Source organism: Mangrovimonas sp. CR14 (assembly GCF_011764015.1).
Classification (GTDB): Bacteria; Bacteroidota; Bacteroidia; order Flavobacteriales; family Flavobacteriaceae; genus Mangrovimonas; species Mangrovimonas futianensis.
In genome coordinates this window covers 219,888-237,919 of the sequence record NZ_JAAFZY010000006.1, presented here as the reverse complement: position 1 = coordinate 237,919, position 18,032 = coordinate 219,888, and the positions used below count along the sequence as shown (strand labels likewise).

Annotated in this window: 17 protein-coding genes; 11 read left to right on the top strand and 6 right to left on the bottom strand. The window is 36.4% G+C overall.

Going from position 1 to position 18,032, the window contains the following annotated elements; translation table 11 throughout:
* Window positions 1-311 precede the first annotated feature (311 nt).
* Window positions 312-1,976: an asparagine synthase B gene (gene asnB / locus GZ212_RS13575; protein WP_166961293.1), complete on the bottom strand. Its 1,665-nt coding sequence runs from the start codon at window positions 1,974-1,976 to the stop codon at window positions 312-314.
* Window positions 1,977-2,207: 231 nt separating this feature from the next.
* On the opposite strand from asnB, the gene GZ212_RS13570 reads away from it, so the two are divergent.
* Window positions 2,208-2,771, top strand: coding sequence for a DUF2911 domain-containing protein (locus tag GZ212_RS13570; RefSeq protein WP_166961290.1), 564 nt, complete (start codon window positions 2,208-2,210; stop codon window positions 2,769-2,771).
* Between the two features lie 38 nt (window positions 2,772-2,809).
* On the opposite strand, the gene GZ212_RS13565 is transcribed toward GZ212_RS13570, so the two are convergent.
* Window positions 2,810-3,439, bottom strand: a complete 630-nt coding sequence (locus GZ212_RS13565) for a 7-carboxy-7-deazaguanine synthase QueE (protein ID WP_166961287.1) — start codon at window positions 3,437-3,439, stop codon at window positions 2,810-2,812.
* Between the two features lie 136 nt (window positions 3,440-3,575).
* On the opposite strand from GZ212_RS13565, the gene GZ212_RS13560 reads away from it, so the two are divergent.
* The 7 genes from GZ212_RS13560 to GZ212_RS13530 all read left to right on the top strand — a co-directional run bounded on the left by GZ212_RS13560 (window position 3,576) and on the right by GZ212_RS13530 (window position 8,922).
* On the top strand, window positions 3,576-5,102 hold the full coding sequence (locus GZ212_RS13560; protein WP_166961284.1) for a helicase HerA-like domain-containing protein: 1,527 nt from the start codon (window positions 3,576-3,578) through the stop codon (window positions 5,100-5,102).
* A 28-nt stretch (window positions 5,103-5,130) separates the two neighbouring features.
* On the top strand, window positions 5,131-5,682 hold the full coding sequence (locus GZ212_RS13555; protein WP_053970151.1) for a hypothetical protein: 552 nt from the start codon (window positions 5,131-5,133) through the stop codon (window positions 5,680-5,682).
* A 4-nt stretch (window positions 5,683-5,686) separates the two neighbouring features.
* On the top strand, window positions 5,687-6,664 hold the full coding sequence (locus tag GZ212_RS13550) for a YitT family protein (RefSeq protein WP_166961281.1): 978 nt from the start codon (window positions 5,687-5,689) through the stop codon (window positions 6,662-6,664).
* Entirely contained in the window at window positions 6,661-7,026 is a 366-nt protein-coding gene (locus GZ212_RS13545) for a cupin domain-containing protein (RefSeq protein ID WP_166961278.1), read from the top strand. The genes GZ212_RS13550 and GZ212_RS13545 overlap by 4 nt, the downstream gene beginning before the upstream one ends.
* Window positions 7,027-7,100: 74 nt before the next feature.
* The gene (locus GZ212_RS13540; RefSeq protein ID WP_240923816.1) at window positions 7,101-7,850 is read left to right on the top strand and encodes an alpha/beta fold hydrolase; all 750 of its coding nucleotides are present in this window, start codon (window positions 7,101-7,103) and stop codon (window positions 7,848-7,850) included.
* A 15-nt stretch (window positions 7,851-7,865) separates the two neighbouring features.
* Window positions 7,866-8,624 carry a 23S rRNA pseudouridine(2604) synthase RluF gene (gene rluF / locus GZ212_RS13535; protein WP_166961274.1) on the top strand — a complete coding sequence of 253 codons (759 nt, stop codon included), beginning with the start codon at window positions 7,866-7,868 and terminating at the stop codon, window positions 8,622-8,624.
* A gap of 115 nt (window positions 8,625-8,739) precedes the next feature.
* A complete protein-coding gene (locus GZ212_RS13530) occupies window positions 8,740-8,922 on the top strand; it encodes a hypothetical protein (protein ID WP_082316494.1) in 183 nt (60 codons plus the stop codon).
* A gap of 8 nt (window positions 8,923-8,930) precedes the next feature.
* Here the strand turns inward: GZ212_RS13530 and GZ212_RS13525 are convergent, their stop codons facing one another.
* From GZ212_RS13525 to GZ212_RS13515, 3 genes are all read right to left on the bottom strand, one after another.
* Entirely contained in the window at window positions 8,931-9,818 is an 888-nt protein-coding gene (locus GZ212_RS13525) for a bifunctional 5,10-methylenetetrahydrofolate dehydrogenase/5,10-methenyltetrahydrofolate cyclohydrolase (RefSeq protein ID WP_053970156.1), read from the bottom strand.
* Between the two features lie 44 nt (window positions 9,819-9,862).
* Complete coding sequence (gene ffh, locus GZ212_RS13520) at window positions 9,863-11,191, bottom strand: signal recognition particle protein (RefSeq protein ID WP_053970157.1); 1,329 nt, start codon at window positions 11,189-11,191, stop codon at window positions 9,863-9,865.
* A gap of 119 nt (window positions 11,192-11,310) precedes the next feature.
* A complete protein-coding gene (locus tag GZ212_RS13515) occupies window positions 11,311-13,647 on the bottom strand; it encodes a LamG domain-containing protein (RefSeq protein WP_166961272.1) in 2,337 nt (778 codons plus the stop codon).
* Window positions 13,648-13,754: 107 nt separating this feature from the next.
* Here GZ212_RS13515 and GZ212_RS13510 point away from each other — a divergent pair, with 107 nt between their 5' ends.
* The 3 genes from GZ212_RS13510 to GZ212_RS13500 are packed head-to-tail and all read left to right on the top strand — an operon-like array spanning window position 13,755 to window position 17,499.
* Window positions 13,755-14,270 carry an RNA polymerase sigma factor gene (locus GZ212_RS13510; protein WP_166961270.1) on the top strand — a complete coding sequence of 172 codons (516 nt, stop codon included), beginning with the start codon at window positions 13,755-13,757 and terminating at the stop codon, window positions 14,268-14,270.
* A gap of 51 nt (window positions 14,271-14,321) precedes the next feature.
* Entirely contained in the window at window positions 14,322-15,215 is an 894-nt protein-coding gene (locus tag GZ212_RS13505) for a FecR family protein (protein WP_166961268.1), read from the top strand.
* Window positions 15,208-17,499, top strand: coding sequence for a TonB-dependent receptor plug domain-containing protein (locus tag GZ212_RS13500; protein ID WP_370520491.1), 2,292 nt, complete (start codon window positions 15,208-15,210; stop codon window positions 17,497-17,499). Before GZ212_RS13505 ends, GZ212_RS13500 begins: the two co-directional genes overlap by 8 nt.
* Here GZ212_RS13500 and GZ212_RS13495 read toward each other — a convergent pair.
* Window positions 17,494-17,973 (bottom strand): hypothetical protein, encoded by a 480-nt coding sequence (locus GZ212_RS13495; RefSeq protein WP_166961266.1) that lies wholly within the window; start codon window positions 17,971-17,973, stop codon window positions 17,494-17,496. The genes GZ212_RS13500 and GZ212_RS13495 overlap by 6 nt on opposite strands.
* Window positions 17,974-18,032 lie beyond the last annotated feature (59 nt).

Here is an 18,032-nt window from a genome sequence, read left to right as displayed (position 1 = left end):
TGTTTTAATTCAATGATCTGAACCAGAAAAAAACTTGTTCTTTAACCATAAAAAAATGCACTCCGTGCATCTAGGTTCAGACTTTCAAATATACGAATTAAAAGCCCCTTTTAAAAGCATTTGAGATACTTTACCATTAAATTATCAACAATTGTTGATTTCCAGAAAACCTCTTAAAACCGCTAAAAAGTACCTTAAATTGAATTTTACCCACTTTTAACATTTCCAGCAAACTTGATAAAATAACAAAATCCCGCATAAGCGGGATTCTGAAAAATAAAGAAAGGAATTAAAACAACAAAAAACAACTTTTAATAGGCATCGGCGTGCACTTTTGACACAGCCCTACCAGATGGCTCATTCATATTTTTAAAGGCTTCGTCCCACTCTAAAGCAATTTTGGTACTACAGGCTACACTTGGCTCTTGAGGCACACACATAGCTGCAGCATCACTTGGGAAATGATCAGCAAAGATGGAACGATAATAAAATTCTTCTTTGGATGTAGGTGTTTGAATTGGAAATTTATATTTGGCATTCGCCAATTGCTCATCTGACACAGCCTCATTAACAACCTGCTTCAAGGTATCAATCCAACTGTATCCTACACCATCACTAAATTGCTCTTTTTGTCTCCAAGCAACACTCTCGGGCAAATAACTTTCAAATGCTTTTCTAATGACCCATTTCTCCATACGTTCGCCATTAATCATTTTGTCTTGAGGATTAATGCTCATAGCTACATCCATAAATTCCTTATCTAAAAATGGAACCCTTCCTTCAATACCCCAAGCCGCTAAACTTTTATTAGCCCTGAGACAATCATACATATGCAATTTACTCAGTTTCCTAACAGTTTCTTCATGGAACTCTTTGGCATTTGGCGCCTTATGGAAATAAAGATATCCACCGAACAATTCATCAGCTCCTTCTCCAGACAACACCATTTTGATTCCCATAGATTTAATCACTCGGGCCATAAGATACATCGGAGTACTGGCTCGCACCGTAGTAATATCATATGTTTCAAGATTGTAAATTACATCTCTAATAGCATCTAAGCCTTCCTGTATTGTGAATTTTATTTCATGATGTATGGTCCCAATATGGTCAGCAACCTTTCTAGCGGCTGCCAAATCTGGAGATCCTTCCAAGCCTACAGAAAAGGAATGCAATTGCGGCCACCAAGCATCAGCCACGTCTCCACTTTCGATTCTTTTCTGGGAAAACTTTTTAGCAATAGCCGAAGTAACCGAAGAATCCAATCCGCCACTTAGCAACACCCCGTAAGGCACATCACTCATCAATTGTCTGTGTACCGCCGCTTCAAGAGCTTGCTTTATTTTTTCAATACTGGTTTCATTTTCCTTAACGGCATCAAAATCCACCCAATCCCTTATATACCATTGAACCATCTCTCCATCCTTACTATGCAAATAGTGTCCCGGAGGAAACAACTCAATTTTTGTGCAATAGGTTTCCAGCGCTTTTAATTCTGAAGCGACATAAAAAGTTCCATTTTCATCCCACCCTATATATAATGGTATTATTCCCATATGGTCTCGGGCAACGAAATATTCATCCTTCTCCACATCATAAATAGCAAATCCAAAAATGCCATTCATTTCATCAATAAAGTCAACGCCCTTTTCTTTATATAAAGCCAAAATCACTTCACAATCACTCTCCGTCTGAAACTCATAATCTCCTTCAAACTGTTTTCTTAACTCTCTGTGGTTATATATCTCTCCATTAGCCGCTAAAACCAAACTTTTATCATGAGAAAAAAGAGGCTGTTTTCCTGAAGCTGGATCTACAATCGCTAACCGCTCATGAGCCATAATAGCCTTATCATTATCAAAGATTCCACTCCAATCTGGACCACGATGACGAATTTTTTTAGACATCTCCAATACTTGAGATCTTAAAACCTCAGACTTCTGCTTTAAATCAAACGCACATACTATTCCACACATATTTTTAAAACTTAGTATTAATAACGAAGCAAATATGCGGTTATAGTTTCATTTTAAAAACAAGAAAACACTTTTTGATTTCAATTAAGAATAAAAAGAACTAAAACAATATCATTTTATAAGAATCAAACCTCTTTTAAGAACTTATAGTTAACTTTTCATATCATTTCTTCAAAAAATTCGTTTAATTGGATATATGATTTTATCTTTAAGTCTTTAAAAAATTGTAACATGAAAAAACACCTATTAAAAACCTCTCTATTTATTCTTTGCTTTTCACTTTTTTCTGTGGGAACCAGCGCCCAAGATTTTAAAGATTTGGATGTAAGCCCCATGGATGCTGCTGCATACCCTTCAAGCCACAATGAACCAAACAAACTGGTAAAAGTTATTTATAGTAGACCTCAACTAAGAGGAAGAACGGTAGAATCTCTAACTCCTTTAGAAAAAGTATGGAGAACAGGAGCCAATGAGGCTACAGAAATCACTTTCTACAAAGACGCTTTTTTTGGCGGAAAAGCCATAAAAAAAGGAACTTACTCTTTATTTTCCATTCCTGGAGAGAAAGAATGGGTCTTTATTATTAATAAAGATATAGATGTATGGGGTGCTTATAGCTACAATGAAGAAAACGACGTCTTAAGATGTACTGCTCCAGTGAGCTCATCTGAAGATTACCTTGAACCTTTTTCCATTGCATTTGCAGACGATGGAAGCATGTACGTGGGATGGGGAAATTTAAGAGTTATTGTACCGGTAAAAGAGCAACCAAAACCTGAACAAGTAGAAGATTAAAAATAGAAAAGCCTTGATTACTCAAGGCTTTCTTTTTATTACGGAATATTTAAATATTTATGTGTTTGAAGTGACACTTTCCATTTGGGGTTATTCATAACATAATCAACTATCAATGGAATCACCTTATCGCGCTTACTCCATTCTGGTTGTAAGTACAAAATACAATTTTCGGAAACCTGAGCTGCCTGCTCTTCGGCAAACCGCAAATCATCTTTGTTATAAACGATCACTTTTAACTCATGAGCTTTCTCATAAACTTCTTTGGTAGGAAGCTTCATTTTTTTAGGCGACAAGCATATCCAATCCCACTCACCTGTCAGAGGATATGCCCCAGAAGTTTCAACATGAATCCTTAGTCCTTTATTTTTTAATTGTTTTGTGATTGGGCCCATATCCCAAGTTAATGGTTCACCTCCTGTAATTACAATTGTATCACTGTACTTTGAAGCATTCTCCACTATTGTTGTAATTTCTGTAGGTGGATGCAATTCTGCATTCCAACTTTCTTTGACATCACACCAATGGCATCCCACATCACAACCTCCAACTCTTATAAAATAAGCCGCTGTACCCTTGTAAAATCCTTCTCCCTGAATGGTATAAAATTCTTCCATAAGAGGTAACATTTCACCTCTTTCTACCAATGCTTGCATCTCTTTTTTCATCGGCGCAAAGATAACCAATAACCCATTAGCCACTAGATATATTAGAAATATTTTACAGGTTTTAAATGATAATAACCCATTATCACCCATTTTAAACTTGATTAAAATTGTACTACTTTTATAAAAATTTTCAAGGATGGAAAGACAAGAACGTTTTTTAAATTTTATTCAAGAGGGTAACGCCTGCAAAGGAGATTTTATCACCGTTGGTTCGGCCATGTTAGATGGAGAAACCATTAAAAATGCGTTTGTCAACATCCCTTTAAAAACCATGAATCGTCATGGCCTTATTGCCGGAGCCACGGGAACCGGAAAAACAAAATCCCTTCAGGTTCTAGCAGAAAATTTGAGCGACAAAGGCATACCTGTGCTTTTAATGGACATCAAGGGTGATTTAAGTGGTTTAGCCAAACCAAGTCCAGGACATCCAAAAATCGATGAACGACATGAGCAAATAGGTTTGGATTTCACGCCAAAAGCATTTCCTGTTGAAGTTATGTCACTTTCCGAACAAGGTGGCGTAAGATTGAGAGCTACCATTAGCGAATTTGGCCCTGTTCTTATATCAAGGATCCTTGGTGTTACTGAAACTCAAGCTGGAATCATATCGGTTATTTTCAAATATTGTGATGACAACAAGCTGCCTTTACTGGATTTAAAAGACTTTAAAAAAATCCTTCAATATGCCACTAATGAAGGAAAGGATGAATTCCAAGAATCCTACGGTAGAATTTCAACTGCTTCTACTGGTGCGATTTTAAGAAAGATTATTGAAATTGAACAACAGGGCGGCGATCTATTTTTTGGGGAAAAATCTTTTGACACGCAAGATCTTTTGAGAATAAATGACCAGGGTCAAGGCTACATCAATATCATTAGATTAACAGATATCCAAGACAGGCCTAAACTTTTCTCAACATTTATGTTGAGCCTTTTGGCAGAAATTTATTCGACCTTTCCAGAACAAGGTGACTCAGGAAGACCTGAGTTGGTCATCTTTATAGATGAAGCCCATTTGATTTTCAATGAAGCATCAGATGCCTTACTTGATCAAATAGAAAGTATAGTCAAACTAATTAGAAGTAAAGGAGTTGGTTTATATTTTGTCACCCAAAATCCAACCGATGTTCCAGAAGCCGTTTTAAGTCAACTAGGATTGAAGGTACAACATGCCTTAAGAGCTTTTACCGCTAAAGACAGAAAAGCTATCAAACTAACTGCTCAAAATTATCCAGACTCAGAATATTATGATACTGTTGGCGTTCTCACCTCACTAGGAACTGGAGAAGCCTTGGTTTCTGCACTGGATGAAAAAGGTCGCCCAACACCATTGGCTGCCACCATGATGAGAGCTCCAATGAGCAGAATGGACATCCTTACTGAAAAAGAATTAAACACACTCTTAAGTGAATCTAAACTGGTATCCAAATATAATGAGACCATAGATCGCGAAAGTGCTTATGAAATGTTGCTGGAGAAGATTGAAAAAGCTGAACTAGAAGAGACTAAAAGAAAAGCCAAAGAAGAAAAGGAAAAATTTGAAAAGGCGAAAACGAGAAAATCCTATTCATCAAACAACAGGCAAAATCCGATTGTCAAAGTACTTACCAGTCCAACAGTAATAAGAAGTGTATTAGGAATTTTAGGAAAAATGATTAAATAATATATCTATATAACAACAATTCAATTTTATGAAAAAATACCCCTTTATTATAACTGCTTTAGCTTTATTAACCATCGGATGTAAAAGAACCCAAGATCCTTTTGAAATTGACAAAGGACATATTGGTTTACTTACAGATTCTACTCAAGTGAAAGACATCAAATCTTTATTTTCGAATGATTCGGTTGTAATTCTAACTGGTAGAGATGCCATGATGAACCCGAACAAAGGCATCGAAATATTTGATAAGGAAGGCAAGTCATTACTTGAGCTAACCGCTAAATCTAAAAATGACTCTACCTCTACTATTTCAACAGTAAAGGTAATCGACCCAAGATTCAAAACTCCAAAAGGGATCAATGTAAATAGCACTTTTGGCGATTTGGAAAAAAACTATAAAATATCAAAAATTGAAACCACTTGGAGGAATGTTGTGGTTTTTGTTAACGAATTTGATGGTTTCTTTACTATCGAAAAATCAGAATTGCCTGGAGAACTTCAATTTGACCAAAATGCTAAAATTGAAGCCATCCAAATACCTGATCAAGCAAAAATCAAGTACTTCATGATAGGTTGGTAAACCAATGAACCCTTTTTTCTCTAAAATACTAGCAGATATCGCCCGAAAAAAGCTTAAAGCAAAAGCTCCTTCGGCACCCATAACTAAACGGCAACTTGTACCTGCCATTAGATCGCTAAAGGTGGAAGTCTCACATGCTACTAAGGAATCACTTTATATTATTATTGGGGTGTTTTCTGCTGGTTTTGGTTTGAAAGGTTTTTTACTCCCCAACGGATTTATTGACGGCGGAGCTACAGGTATTTCGCTTTTATTAGAGAACATTACAACAATAGATCTAAGTTTTTTACTCATTCTTGTTAACCTTCCTTTTTTAATTTTGGGGGCTAAAACCTTTAATATCAAATTCGCTATTAAAAGTATGGCCGCCATTGCCTTCTTAGGATTTGTTGTTCATTATTTCAATTACCCAACCATTACTGAAGACAAATTACTTATTGCTGTTTTCGGTGGTTTTTTCCTTGGATTGGGTATTGGAATGTCCATAAGAGGTGGAGCTGTAATTGACGGAACTGAGGTCTTAGCTATCTTTTTGAGCAGAAAGCTCTCTTTAACGGTTGGTGATGTTCTGTTACTTATAAATATTGTTATATTCTCCTTTGGAGCTTATATGCTCTCTATTGAAATTGCACTCTATGCCATTTTAACCTATTTGGCAGCAGCAAAAACAGTAGATTTTGTTGTAGATGGCGTTGAGGAATATGTGGGAGTAACCATTATATCTAAAGAGCATGAAGCTATTAGAGACATGCTTATTGAAAAGCTAAGACGGGCTTGCACTATTTATGCAGGAAAGGGCGGATATGGAAGTGAGGGAAAAAGCTATGATAAGGACATAATCTATACTGTTGTTACCCGCTTGGAATTAGCAAAACTGCACACTGAGATTGACAAAATAGACAGCAAAGCCTTTATCATAATGTCCTTGGTTAAGGATCTGAAAGGCGGGATGATTAAACGTAAACCTCTGGAAAAAAAATGAAAAAATTCATCATACAAACTGAACCATTCGTAGTCCCAACAACTGACGGAAAAATCATTAAAGAACATTTTGGAAACGCCACTGATGGTAATTCGGAAATAAGTATCGCTCATATGATTGCTCCTTCTGGATGGAGTGAACCATTTCAAACCCCAGAATTTGATGAATACACGTTGGTCCTTAGAGGTAAAAAACAATTTATTATTGAAGGAGAAACTGTGGTTTTAAGTGCAGGCCAATCCATTAAAATTCAAAAAAATACCCGAATCCAATATTCCAATCCATTTGCTGAACCTTGTGAATATGTTGCCATTTGTTTGCCTGCCTTTTCCATGGATGCAGTGCATAGAGAAGAGAAGTAAAAATGATTATTCAAAAACTTATTGGATTTAAAATAAATTCGGTCAGCCTTTTTTCATCAAAATTAGCTGGTAGGATGGCCCTGTTCCTTTTTACAAAGCCATTAAAGGGAAAAATCAACGAGGAACAATCTGACTTTTTAGATACGGCCTTCCATGAAGAATTAAACCATCAAGGAACTACAATTATGACCTACCGTTGGTTAGGAAATAAAAAAACGGTTCTATTAGTACACGGATGGGAAAGTAATTCTGCTAGATGGCGAGCTATTATACCAGAACTTCAAGCAAAAGGTCATACGGTCATAGCACTAGACGCTCCTGCCCACGGACGGTCGGGAAGCAGAAGATTTAATGCCTTATTGTATGCCGAATTTATCAACGAAGCTACAAAAAGATTCCATCCGGAAATCATTGTAGGACACTCTGTTGGAGGGATGGCTTCTGTTTATTATTTACACAAATACCAACCCCCTTCTGTAAAAAAAGTAGTGCTTTTGGGAGCCCCATCTGAATTTTCAGATATCATTAGCCGGTATTTTCTAATGATGGGGTATAACAAAAAAACCATTAAAGCCATTAAGAAAAGAATCAAAGATAAATATGGTATTGAGGTGGATGATTTCTCTTCTGTAAAGCACCTTAAAACTATTCTTTCAGAAGGTTTAATTATCCATGACAAAACAGATCCTATAATACCTTACGAAGATGCCGTTTTAATAAATTCCAATTTTAAAAACAGTACCTTGATAACAACCGAAGGATTTGGTCATTCGCTTTATGATGAAAGTGTCTCAAACCACATATATCACTTTATAGAAAGTTAGACTATCTTTGCAGCCATGGAAGACAACCAAGTAAGAATAAATAAATACTTGAGCGAAGCTGGATATTGCTCCAGAAGGGAAGCTGATAAATTAATTGAACAGGGCCGCATTACCATAAATGGACAAGTCCCAGAAATGGGAACCAAAGTATCTCCCGGTGATCAAGTTTTTGTTGACGGAGAGCTAATTTCCAACAAAAAGAACGATTTCACCTATTTGGCTTTCAATAAACCTGTGGGCATTGTTTGTACGACAGATACCCGAGTTGAAAAAGACAATATCATTGACTTTATCAATTATCACAAACGTATTTTCCCTATTGGAAGACTGGACAAACCCAGTGAAGGTCTTATCTTATTGACTGATGATGGAGATATTGTCAATAAAATTCTTCGGGCCTCAAACAATCACGAAAAAGAATACATAGTCACAGTTGACAAACCCATTTCCCAAACATTTATTGAACGAATGTCTCAAGGCGTTCCTATTCTTGATACGGTTACAAAAAAATGCCAGGTTGAGAAGATAGACTCCTTTACTTTTAAAATTATCTTGACTCAGGGATTGAATCGCCAAATTAGAAGAATGTGTGAATATTTGGATTACGAAGTTCAGACCTTAAAGAGGGTACGTATTATGAATATTCCTTTGGATGTACCCATTGGCAAATACCGTAAGCTAACGGATCAAGAACTAAATGACCTCAATAAATTACTTGGGGAATCTAAGAAACATTTCACAGAAAAAACAAGACCCAGACGCTCCAGGAGATAGCACTTCAGTTGTTAAAACTTTTATAACTACCCTTTTAATCAGGAAATAGTATCCTATCTTGATGTTATATTAACACGTAATCCCTTATAGATTACTTTAAAACCATCATCAATTTATGATACGTATATTAGCAATCATCCTAACCGTTGGAGGTATGATAGGACTCGTCTTAGGAGTACTTGGTATTTTTGGAAACAACCTCATATCCTTAAGCCCTTGGGCATTAACAATCTTAGGATTTATATTTTTCCTATCTGGAGTTTCTATGCTTAAATATCGCAGGGACAAACCAGCGTAGAGAAAATTCTATTTTTTGCTTTTTAGATGTCTTTCCCTAGCCAATAACGTATTTTTCATCAGCATCGCAATGGTCATCGGTCCTACACCACCAGGAACAGGGGTAATGAAGCTTGCCTTTTTACTTACGTTTTCAAAATCTACGTCACCAGTGATGCGATAACCTTTTGCCGTGGACTCATCAGCAACTCTAGTGATTCCAACATCGATAATGACTACGTCATCCTTTACCATTTCGGCTTTAAGGAAACCTGGAACCCCAAGTGCAGTAATGATGATATCAGCTTGAGACGTTATTTGGGAAATGTTTTTGGTATGACTATGCGTTAAGGTTACAGTAGAATTTCCTGGAAATCCTTTTCTTCCCATAAGAATACTCATAGGGCGACCAACGATATGACTACGACCAATAACCACCGTATGCTTACCTTGGGTCTCTACTCCGTAGCGCTCCATAAGCTCTAAAATTCCAAATGGCGTAGCTGGAATGAAAGTACTCATATCCAAAGCCATCCTTCCAAAATTCATTGGGTGGAATCCATCGACATCCTTATCTGGATCTACAGCCAAAAGCACTTTTTGGGTATCGATTTGTTTTGGCAAAGGCAATTGAACAATGTATCCATCTATTTCTGGATTGGCATTCAATTCTTGAATTTTTTCCAACAACTCAATCTCACTGGTTGTACTAGGCATTTTCACAAGTGTAGATTCGAATCCTACCAACTCACAAGCTTTAACTTTGCTACCCACATACGTTAAACTAGCGCCATCATTTCCAACCAAAATTGCAGCCAGGTGAGGAACTTTTTCTCCTCTAGCTTTCATTCTATCTACTTGTTCTGCGATCTCAGCCTTGATATCGCTACTTGTTTTCTTACCGTCTAAAATTGTCATATCCTGTTTGTTGAGTTGTATTTATAAATAAAAAATATGAGGGATTACCTCATATTTTTCATCATTTGCATCATTTGTTTGCCGCGGCCTCCTTGCATCATCTTCATCATTTTGCTCATCTGATTGAATTGCTTCAATAACTGATTCACTTCTTGAACCGATGTCCCAGAACCCTTTGCTACACGTTTTTTTCTAGTAGCATTCAAAACAGAAGGTGTTGATCGTTCTTCTGGAGTCATGGAATGGATTATTGCTTCGATATGCTTGAAGGCATCATCATCAATATCAATATCTTTCATCATTTTACCAGCACCTGGGATCATGCCAATCAAATCCTTCATGCTTCCCATTTTCTTGATTTGCTGTATCTGACTTAAAAAGTCATCAAATCCAAATTGGTTTTTGGCAATTTTCTTCTGAAGCTTACGCGCTTCTTCTTCGTCATATTGTTCCTGTGCTCTTTCCACTAAAGACACAACATCTCCCATCCCCAAAATACGGTCTGCCATACGCGAAGGATAGAACACATCAATCGCATCCATCTTCTCGCCTGTTCCAATAAACTTGATTGGTTTATCTACAACAGACTTAATTGAAATGGCGGCTCCACCCCTGGTATCACCATCCAACTTGGTTAAAATAACACCATCAAAATTCAAGACATCGTTAAAGGCCTTTGCCGTGTTCACTGCATCCTGACCAGTCATGGAATCAACCACAAATAAAGTTTCCTGTGGCTGAATCGCCTTATGGATGTTTGAGATTTCGGTCATCATGGCCTCATCAACAGCCAAACGACCAGCGGTATCTATAATAACCACATTGTGTCCATTTGCCTTAGCGTGGGCAATACCTGCTTGTGCAATGGCAACAGGATCTTGATTTCCTTTATCACTAAAAACCTCAACATTTATTTGGCCACCAACCACATGTAACTGATCAATCGCAGCTGGACGATACACGTCACAGGCAACCAATAAAGGTTTTTTGGTCTTCTTATTTTTTAAATAGTTTGCCAATTTACCAGAGAAAGTCGTTTTACCAGACCCTTGTAAACCAGACATCAAAATAACAGATGGATTCCCAGATAAATTGATTCCTTCGGCATCACCACCCATCAATTGGGTCAATTCATCTTTTACAATTTTCACCATTAATTGACCCGGCTGGAGAGTTGTCAAAACATCTTGACCTAATGCCTTCTCCTTAACCCTATTGGTAAATTCTTTGGCAATTTTAAAGTTAACATCGGCATCCAGCAACGCTCTTCTAACCTCTTTTAAGGTTTCCGCTACATTGACTTCGGTAATACTCCCGTGTCCTTTTAATACGTGTAACGCCTTATCTAACTTCTCACTTAAACTATTAAACATATGTTACTTGAAATTTTAAGAAGTGCAAATTTAAGGATTTGTAGTGTATTTATAAAGTTTCATTTTAATAAAAAAGCTACCCCAAGGAGTAGCTTCTTCTTTTAAACCAATTATGCGAATCATAAGCAGGTGTAGCAATCGCCGTCCAGGTTATATAGATCCCAAACTTCATTGTCACTTAAGGTACGGTTATAAACCCTTAAATCATCTAAGTGGCCTGTAAACCAACTCCCCAACAAATAACTACTTAAAGGGTCGGAGTCTATATTAAAGTTTGAGTTTTCATCTATATTTCTTAGAATTCCGTCACGGTACAATCTAATGGTGTTATTTGAATCCCTAGTTACCACTAAATGGTGCCAATCAGTATTATTCCACGGAAAATCAACCTCTTGATTCCAGTCATTATCCCACAAACCATAACCATTTGTTGTATCACTGACTAAAGGTGTATTAATATCATAAACTGCCAATTGAAAACCTTCTGAAAAAACTTCTCCTTTTTGAAATAGGGTCTCCAAATTCCCAGCATCATCATTTTGCATTTTAAACCATAAGCTCACCGAAAAATTATCACCCTGAACCAATGCGTTTCCATCAGTTACAGGAATACTAAAGGAATCTTCACCTGTAAAAGCAACAGCACAGGTAGGATTGCCATCTCTATCCATTACAAACTCATTACTAATGTTTTCAGCCACATTGCCACTTATCAAATCCTTAGCCTCATTGGAAAACGGCATGTAAAGAATCAAATCATTAGTTAGAATCCCTGGATTAGCACAATCATCACAAGTACTCTCAAGAACCATAGTACCCTCACTATTAAGAGCTTCCAACATTAAGCTATTTTCCTCACAAACCACTACAGCCCAATTACCCGTAATAGCTTGAATATTTGGTCCCGCAACATTATTAAAAGTGACCACCACACCAGCAGTTGGTGTTTGGGATGTTGACCAAATAGCCGTTGTATCTAGACCATTTCCTATGATATTAAAAGTTCCATCTCCATTAAATGTAAGTTCATAAACCACCAAATCATCACTGCCATTATAGTTCACTATATTCCAAGTACAACTCTGTAAATAACCATCAACATCTAATTCTGAACATTCAGCGGCACATTCAACAGCTTCTAAATGAATTTCAAAAACTTGAAAATTACCACTATTATTTTCTATTCTTAAGTAGACGGTTTGTGGATTCATTTGATTTGAAAAATTACTTGCTGCAGGAATTTGATTTACTGCCATTTCTGCATCAGGTATAGTCATATAAAACGAAGGAGTGAAATCTACATCGCAAATAATGTTTCCTAAAACTTGGGTTTCCAAATCGAAAAGAGCCACTCCATCCCCATCGTAATCACAGGCCGTGATAGTCATGTCATCAAAACAATTGAAGGGATTTTCTATTTCTGTGCAGTCTTGGGAGATAATAAACTCTATGGTTCCAGCAACCGACTCTTGAGTCATAATAAACTCGCTTGTATTACATGTTTCTATCAACCAAGATCCATTCATAACCTCGGCACCCCAGCCAATTTCCGAGATATCTAATACGACTCCTGCACCAGCGTCAGTAGCTGAGGTACCCCAATTAAAGTCACCAAAACTCACCGTTGTATCTCCATCAACCATATAGGCTGTACCGTTCTCATCAAAATAGATCATATAATTTGCAAAAGTTACAGCGTCTCCTGCTACAGATATCACATTCCAGTGACATTCGGTTAAATAGGCATCCACTTGCTCCTCATTACAATTAACATAATCACAATCCTCTTCAGCACTGTTAATAGCTTCTTCCAAAGCTTGATTGCTATTAACTTCCATAGTATTACCATTAGCATAAACCAAAGTCACAGGAAAGTTTAAACTTGCTAAAACTACATCATTCTCAGAGCCTTCCAAGCTTTCCAAAAATGCATAAAGAGCTTCATCACTATTAATTTCAATCGTATCAACTATTTGAAAATCGGTATTATAAATGGAGAAAGAAATGGGATATTGAAAATCAACACATTCAATGACTTCAGGCTCTTCAAAACATTCAGAAATAAGGGCGTCCAATTGCTCTTGGCTTTCAATGATAATTTCGGAATAGTCTCCCATTAGCACAGTAATCGGGAAAGTAAACTCCACTTCATCACTCGTTGGCGTGAATAGTTCTTCAACCATCCACAAATCATCTAAAGAGCCAATTGTAATGGTGGTTTGGTTCACGGTAACTGTGACAGGCAATACAACCTCAGTACAACTGGAATTATCTAGAAGATTATCAACAGAACCATCATTGGTTACGGCCATATTCATTAAAACCACCAGATTGGATTCCGATTCCAAAATATTTTCGGCAGGAGGGTTTTCAATAATGACTTCTTCATCTTGGCAAGAAAAAACCAACATAGATAAAACTAAAAAAGTGAGTGAAAATTTTAAAAGTGATTGCATAGCTTTAAATTTTTAAAAGACGTGTTTGAATATGAAACAGTTAAATTTCAAAATCTCCTACCTTCAAATTACATTTTTTTTACATTTACACATACTAATCCTCCAAAATGCCCAAAGATTTACAAGATCATATTTGTGATGATGCCCTATTTTCAAAGGCTTTCAGGACCCATGCAGACCATTTATACAAATTTCTATTTTACAAGTTTGGATCGCAATTAAATCCTAAAGATAAAGTACAGGAAGCTTTTATAAAGTTATGGGAAAATTGTAAAAAGGTACCACCAAGCAAAGCAAAAAGCTACCTATTCACCGTTGCCAACAATTTAATGTTGAATGAGGCCGCCCACCAAAAGATCGTTCTCAAACATCAACAAACCCAGCAGAGATCACATACAAATGAATCGCCCGAGTTTTTAATGCAAGAAAAAGAATATCAGGAGAAGTTGGAAAAGGCCATAAACAATTTATCAGAGGCACAGCGGGTAGCATTTTTAATGAACCGGGTAGAAGGAAAAAAATTCAAGGAAATTGCATTCATTCTGGATATTTCAGTAAAGGCCGTAGAAAAAAGAATTTATGGTGCTTTGGAAAAATTGAGAAAAGACATTAAAGAAATTTAAAAATAAGGTAGGGTTTTTATTAAGTGAACTGTTATAAAGATATCAAAGATTATGGACAGAGAGCAATTAATACATAAATGGTTAAATCACGAGCTTACTCCTGAGGAGCTGGAAGCCTTTAAATCTCTGGATGATTATGAGGAGTTAATGAAACTGTCTCAAAATCTTCAGTCTTATAAAGCGCCCTCATATGATTTGAACCAAGAACTTGCCATAGCCCTAAATAGGAAAAACGAAACTTCAAAAAAAAGAAGTTGGATGGTTCCTTTCATGAAATTTGCAGCGGTTTTGGTAATTTGCCTTGGTATCTTCTATGTTCTAAGCACACAGCCAGCTTCTACTCATACTTCTATAGCGGAAAGAGCAGAACTGGAGCTTCCTGACGACTCCCACGTCACCTTAAATGCTTTATCAAATTTAACTTACAATAAAAACAACTGGAAGAAGGAAAGAAAAGTAAATCTTGATGGAGAGGCCTTTTTCAAGGTTGAAAAGGGATCCAAGTTTGAAGTGATCACCAATTTTGGAATTGTATCTGTTTTAGGAACGCAATTCAACATCAAACAAAGAGAACATTTTTTTGAAGTAACATGCTATGAAGGGTCTGTCAATGTTTTATATAAACAGAAAAATACTGTTTTGAAAACGGGAGATACTTTTTTAATAATCGATGGGGAAATTTTAGCTACAGAAAAAGAAAACAAAAAACAGCCTTCATGGCTTGACTATTTAAGTTCGTTTAAAAGTATGCCTTTTAAGGAAGTGATTGCCGAAATGGAACGCCAATATGACGTCTCAATCAAAGTCAAAGGTATGGATCTCAAAACGCCTTTTACCGGAAGCTTTCCAAACAACAACTTAGAAGTCGCCTTAAAGACTATTAGCAAACCCCTACAATTGAATGTCAAACAAAAAGGTCAAACCATTATTTTAACGCGTGATTAGAACTCGAATCGGCTATTTTTTCTTGATATTCTTGAGTAGTATGGTTATGCTTTACGCTCAAGACAACCTCAATGAAAAAAGACCCTTGACCGAGGTTCTTGAAATTCTTGAATCTAAATTTCAAGTGCGTTTCTCATATGCCGACGACACCATTCTTGACAAATTTGCAATGGCACCAAATCCAGAGTCAACACTTCAGGAAGCCCTTAATTCAATTTCAAACCAAGTCAACATAACTTTTGAAATTATCAATAACACCTTTATAGCGGTTCAATCGGTTGAAAACACCTTATTTACAACCCAAAACCTCAATGAAGTTCTGCTCACAAATTATTTGACTTCCGGTATAACTTTAAACAAACAAGGAGATATTACCATTCAACCAGAAGCTTTTGGTATTCTACCAGGATTAATTGAACCAGATGTTTTCCAAACCATACAAGCACTACCAAGCATTATCAGTATTGATGAAACGGTTTCAAATATCAATGTTCGAGGAGGCACCCACGACCAAAACCTGATACTTTGGGAAGGTATTAAAATGTATCAATCTGGTCACTTTTTCGGAATGATTTCAGCAATAAACCCTCATACCATTAAGCAAATTGATATTTATAAAAATGGAAGCAGTGCCAAATATGGCGATGGCGTTTCTAGTATTTTAGACATGGAAACAAAAGGGTCTTTAGGAAATAATTCACAAGCTTCTTTTGGGATTAATATGACTCATATCGATGGCTATACTGAAATTCCTTTGGGGCAGAACACTCAAATTAGCATATCCGCCAGACGTGCTATAACCGATTTCCTAAATACGCCCACCTATCAAGACTATTTTGACCGCGTCTTTACCTATTCTGATTTGAATTCTGACAATTCTAGAAGCCAAGACGAAACATTCTACTTTTACGATGCCTCAGTAAAAATCTCACATCAATTAACAGATAAAGACCAATTGAATATTTATGGGTTGACCATGAAAAATCAATTGGATTACCGAGAACAATCCATGATAGATTTGTCTTTATCTGAATCGAAAAGCAACCTTTCCCAGGAAACTTTTGCCGGCGGTATTTCACATACAAGGATTTGGACTTCAAAATGGAAAACAAATCTTGAAGTCACAGCCTCAAACTACTTGCTTGACGGCACCAATTTTGATATTGCAAACAATCAACGCTTGATTCAAGAAAATCAGGTCAAGGAAAATGCCATCAAGTTTCAATCAGATTATCAAATACATCCCAACTTGAAATTAACTGGAGGATATCAGTTTTTTGAAGCGGGAATCAGTAATTTGGAAGACATCAACAATCCAGATTTCAGAAGATATATCAAAGATGTCCTTCGTTCCCATGCAATTTATGCCGAAGGGAGTTTTCAAACCAAAAATCACCAAACCTATTTCAAACCAGGAGTACGATTTAATTACATTCCAAAGTTTGACAAATTCCTTGTGGAGCCCAGATTGCGCTTTGGGCAGCATTTTTTAAACCATTTCCGATTGGAAGTTTTGGGTGAGCTAAAAAGTCAAAACACTTCACAAGTCATAGACCTTCAACAGGATTTTTTGGGCATTGAAAAACGTCGGTGGATATTGGCCAATGATACCTCTGTGCCCATTATTAGAAGTAGGCAAATTTCAACTGGTATTCATTTTAACAGAAATAAGTTATTAGTTAGTGGTGAAGTTTTCATGAAAAAGGTAGAAGGGATAACAACGCGAAGCCAAGGATTTCAAAATCAATATCAATTTGTAAATACCACCGGATCCTATAACACCAAAGGAGTAGATTTTTTAATTAATAAAAAGTTTAGAGCATTTAGTTCTTGGATGGGATATTCATATAGTATAAACAATTACCATTATAGAAATCTCAATGATGGAAAAGATTTTCCTAATAACGTAGATATAAGACATCAAATAAAACTGGCTTCCACATACAGTATGAATAGTTTCAAATTTGCATTAGGTTTGAATTGGCATTCTGGGAAGCCCTATACCTCTCCTATGTTTGAAGAGTCAGACCCTAGTATCATTAGTTACAATACACCCAACGCCGAAAGAATCAGTGATTATTTCCGTGTGGATCTTTCCGCCACTTACGACTTCAACATTTTCAAGAACAAAAAAGGCTTTGTAGGAATGTCTGTTTGGAATTTACTTGACAGGAAAAACACAATCAATCGATATTACATCAGAGATGCTTCTCAAAACTTAAAAAAAGTAGATATAAAATCTTTGGGACTGACACCTAATGTCAGTTTAAGAATATATTTATAGATCCTCGGTTCTTTCTAATTTCAAGTAATCGATTTGGCCACCAGAGTGGTGAACTACCAATTCGATTTCATTTGTTGTATAATTTGAAATATTCCAAGTTTTGTTCAAAACCTTCATTTGACTGGGAGTTGCAAAGTAAACACGGAAATCAATATTTTGGAACTTAGTTTCTGCTGTTTCCTTAATACTTCCATCAACAGCCCAAGCACCAGAATACTTGGAATTCCTTTTATTGAGAACTTCTAAACTTCCATCTGGATTAAAGCTAAAAGACATTTTTTGAAATGCTTCGGTTTTATCAACTCCAGACTCCAAAAAATAGGAAACTTCCCAACTTGTAGATCGAGCTGTAAGTTCAATATCTTTCATTATGACAGCTTGAGACATTTCTGCCTCATCCCTACTACATTGTGTTGACATTAAAGAAAAACCCAACATAAGGCATAATCCAAAAAAACATGTTTTTCTTAACATTTAAGCAATTTTTTATTTTAAATCGACCTCTAAGATACTAAATCCTAGTGAAAAACCTT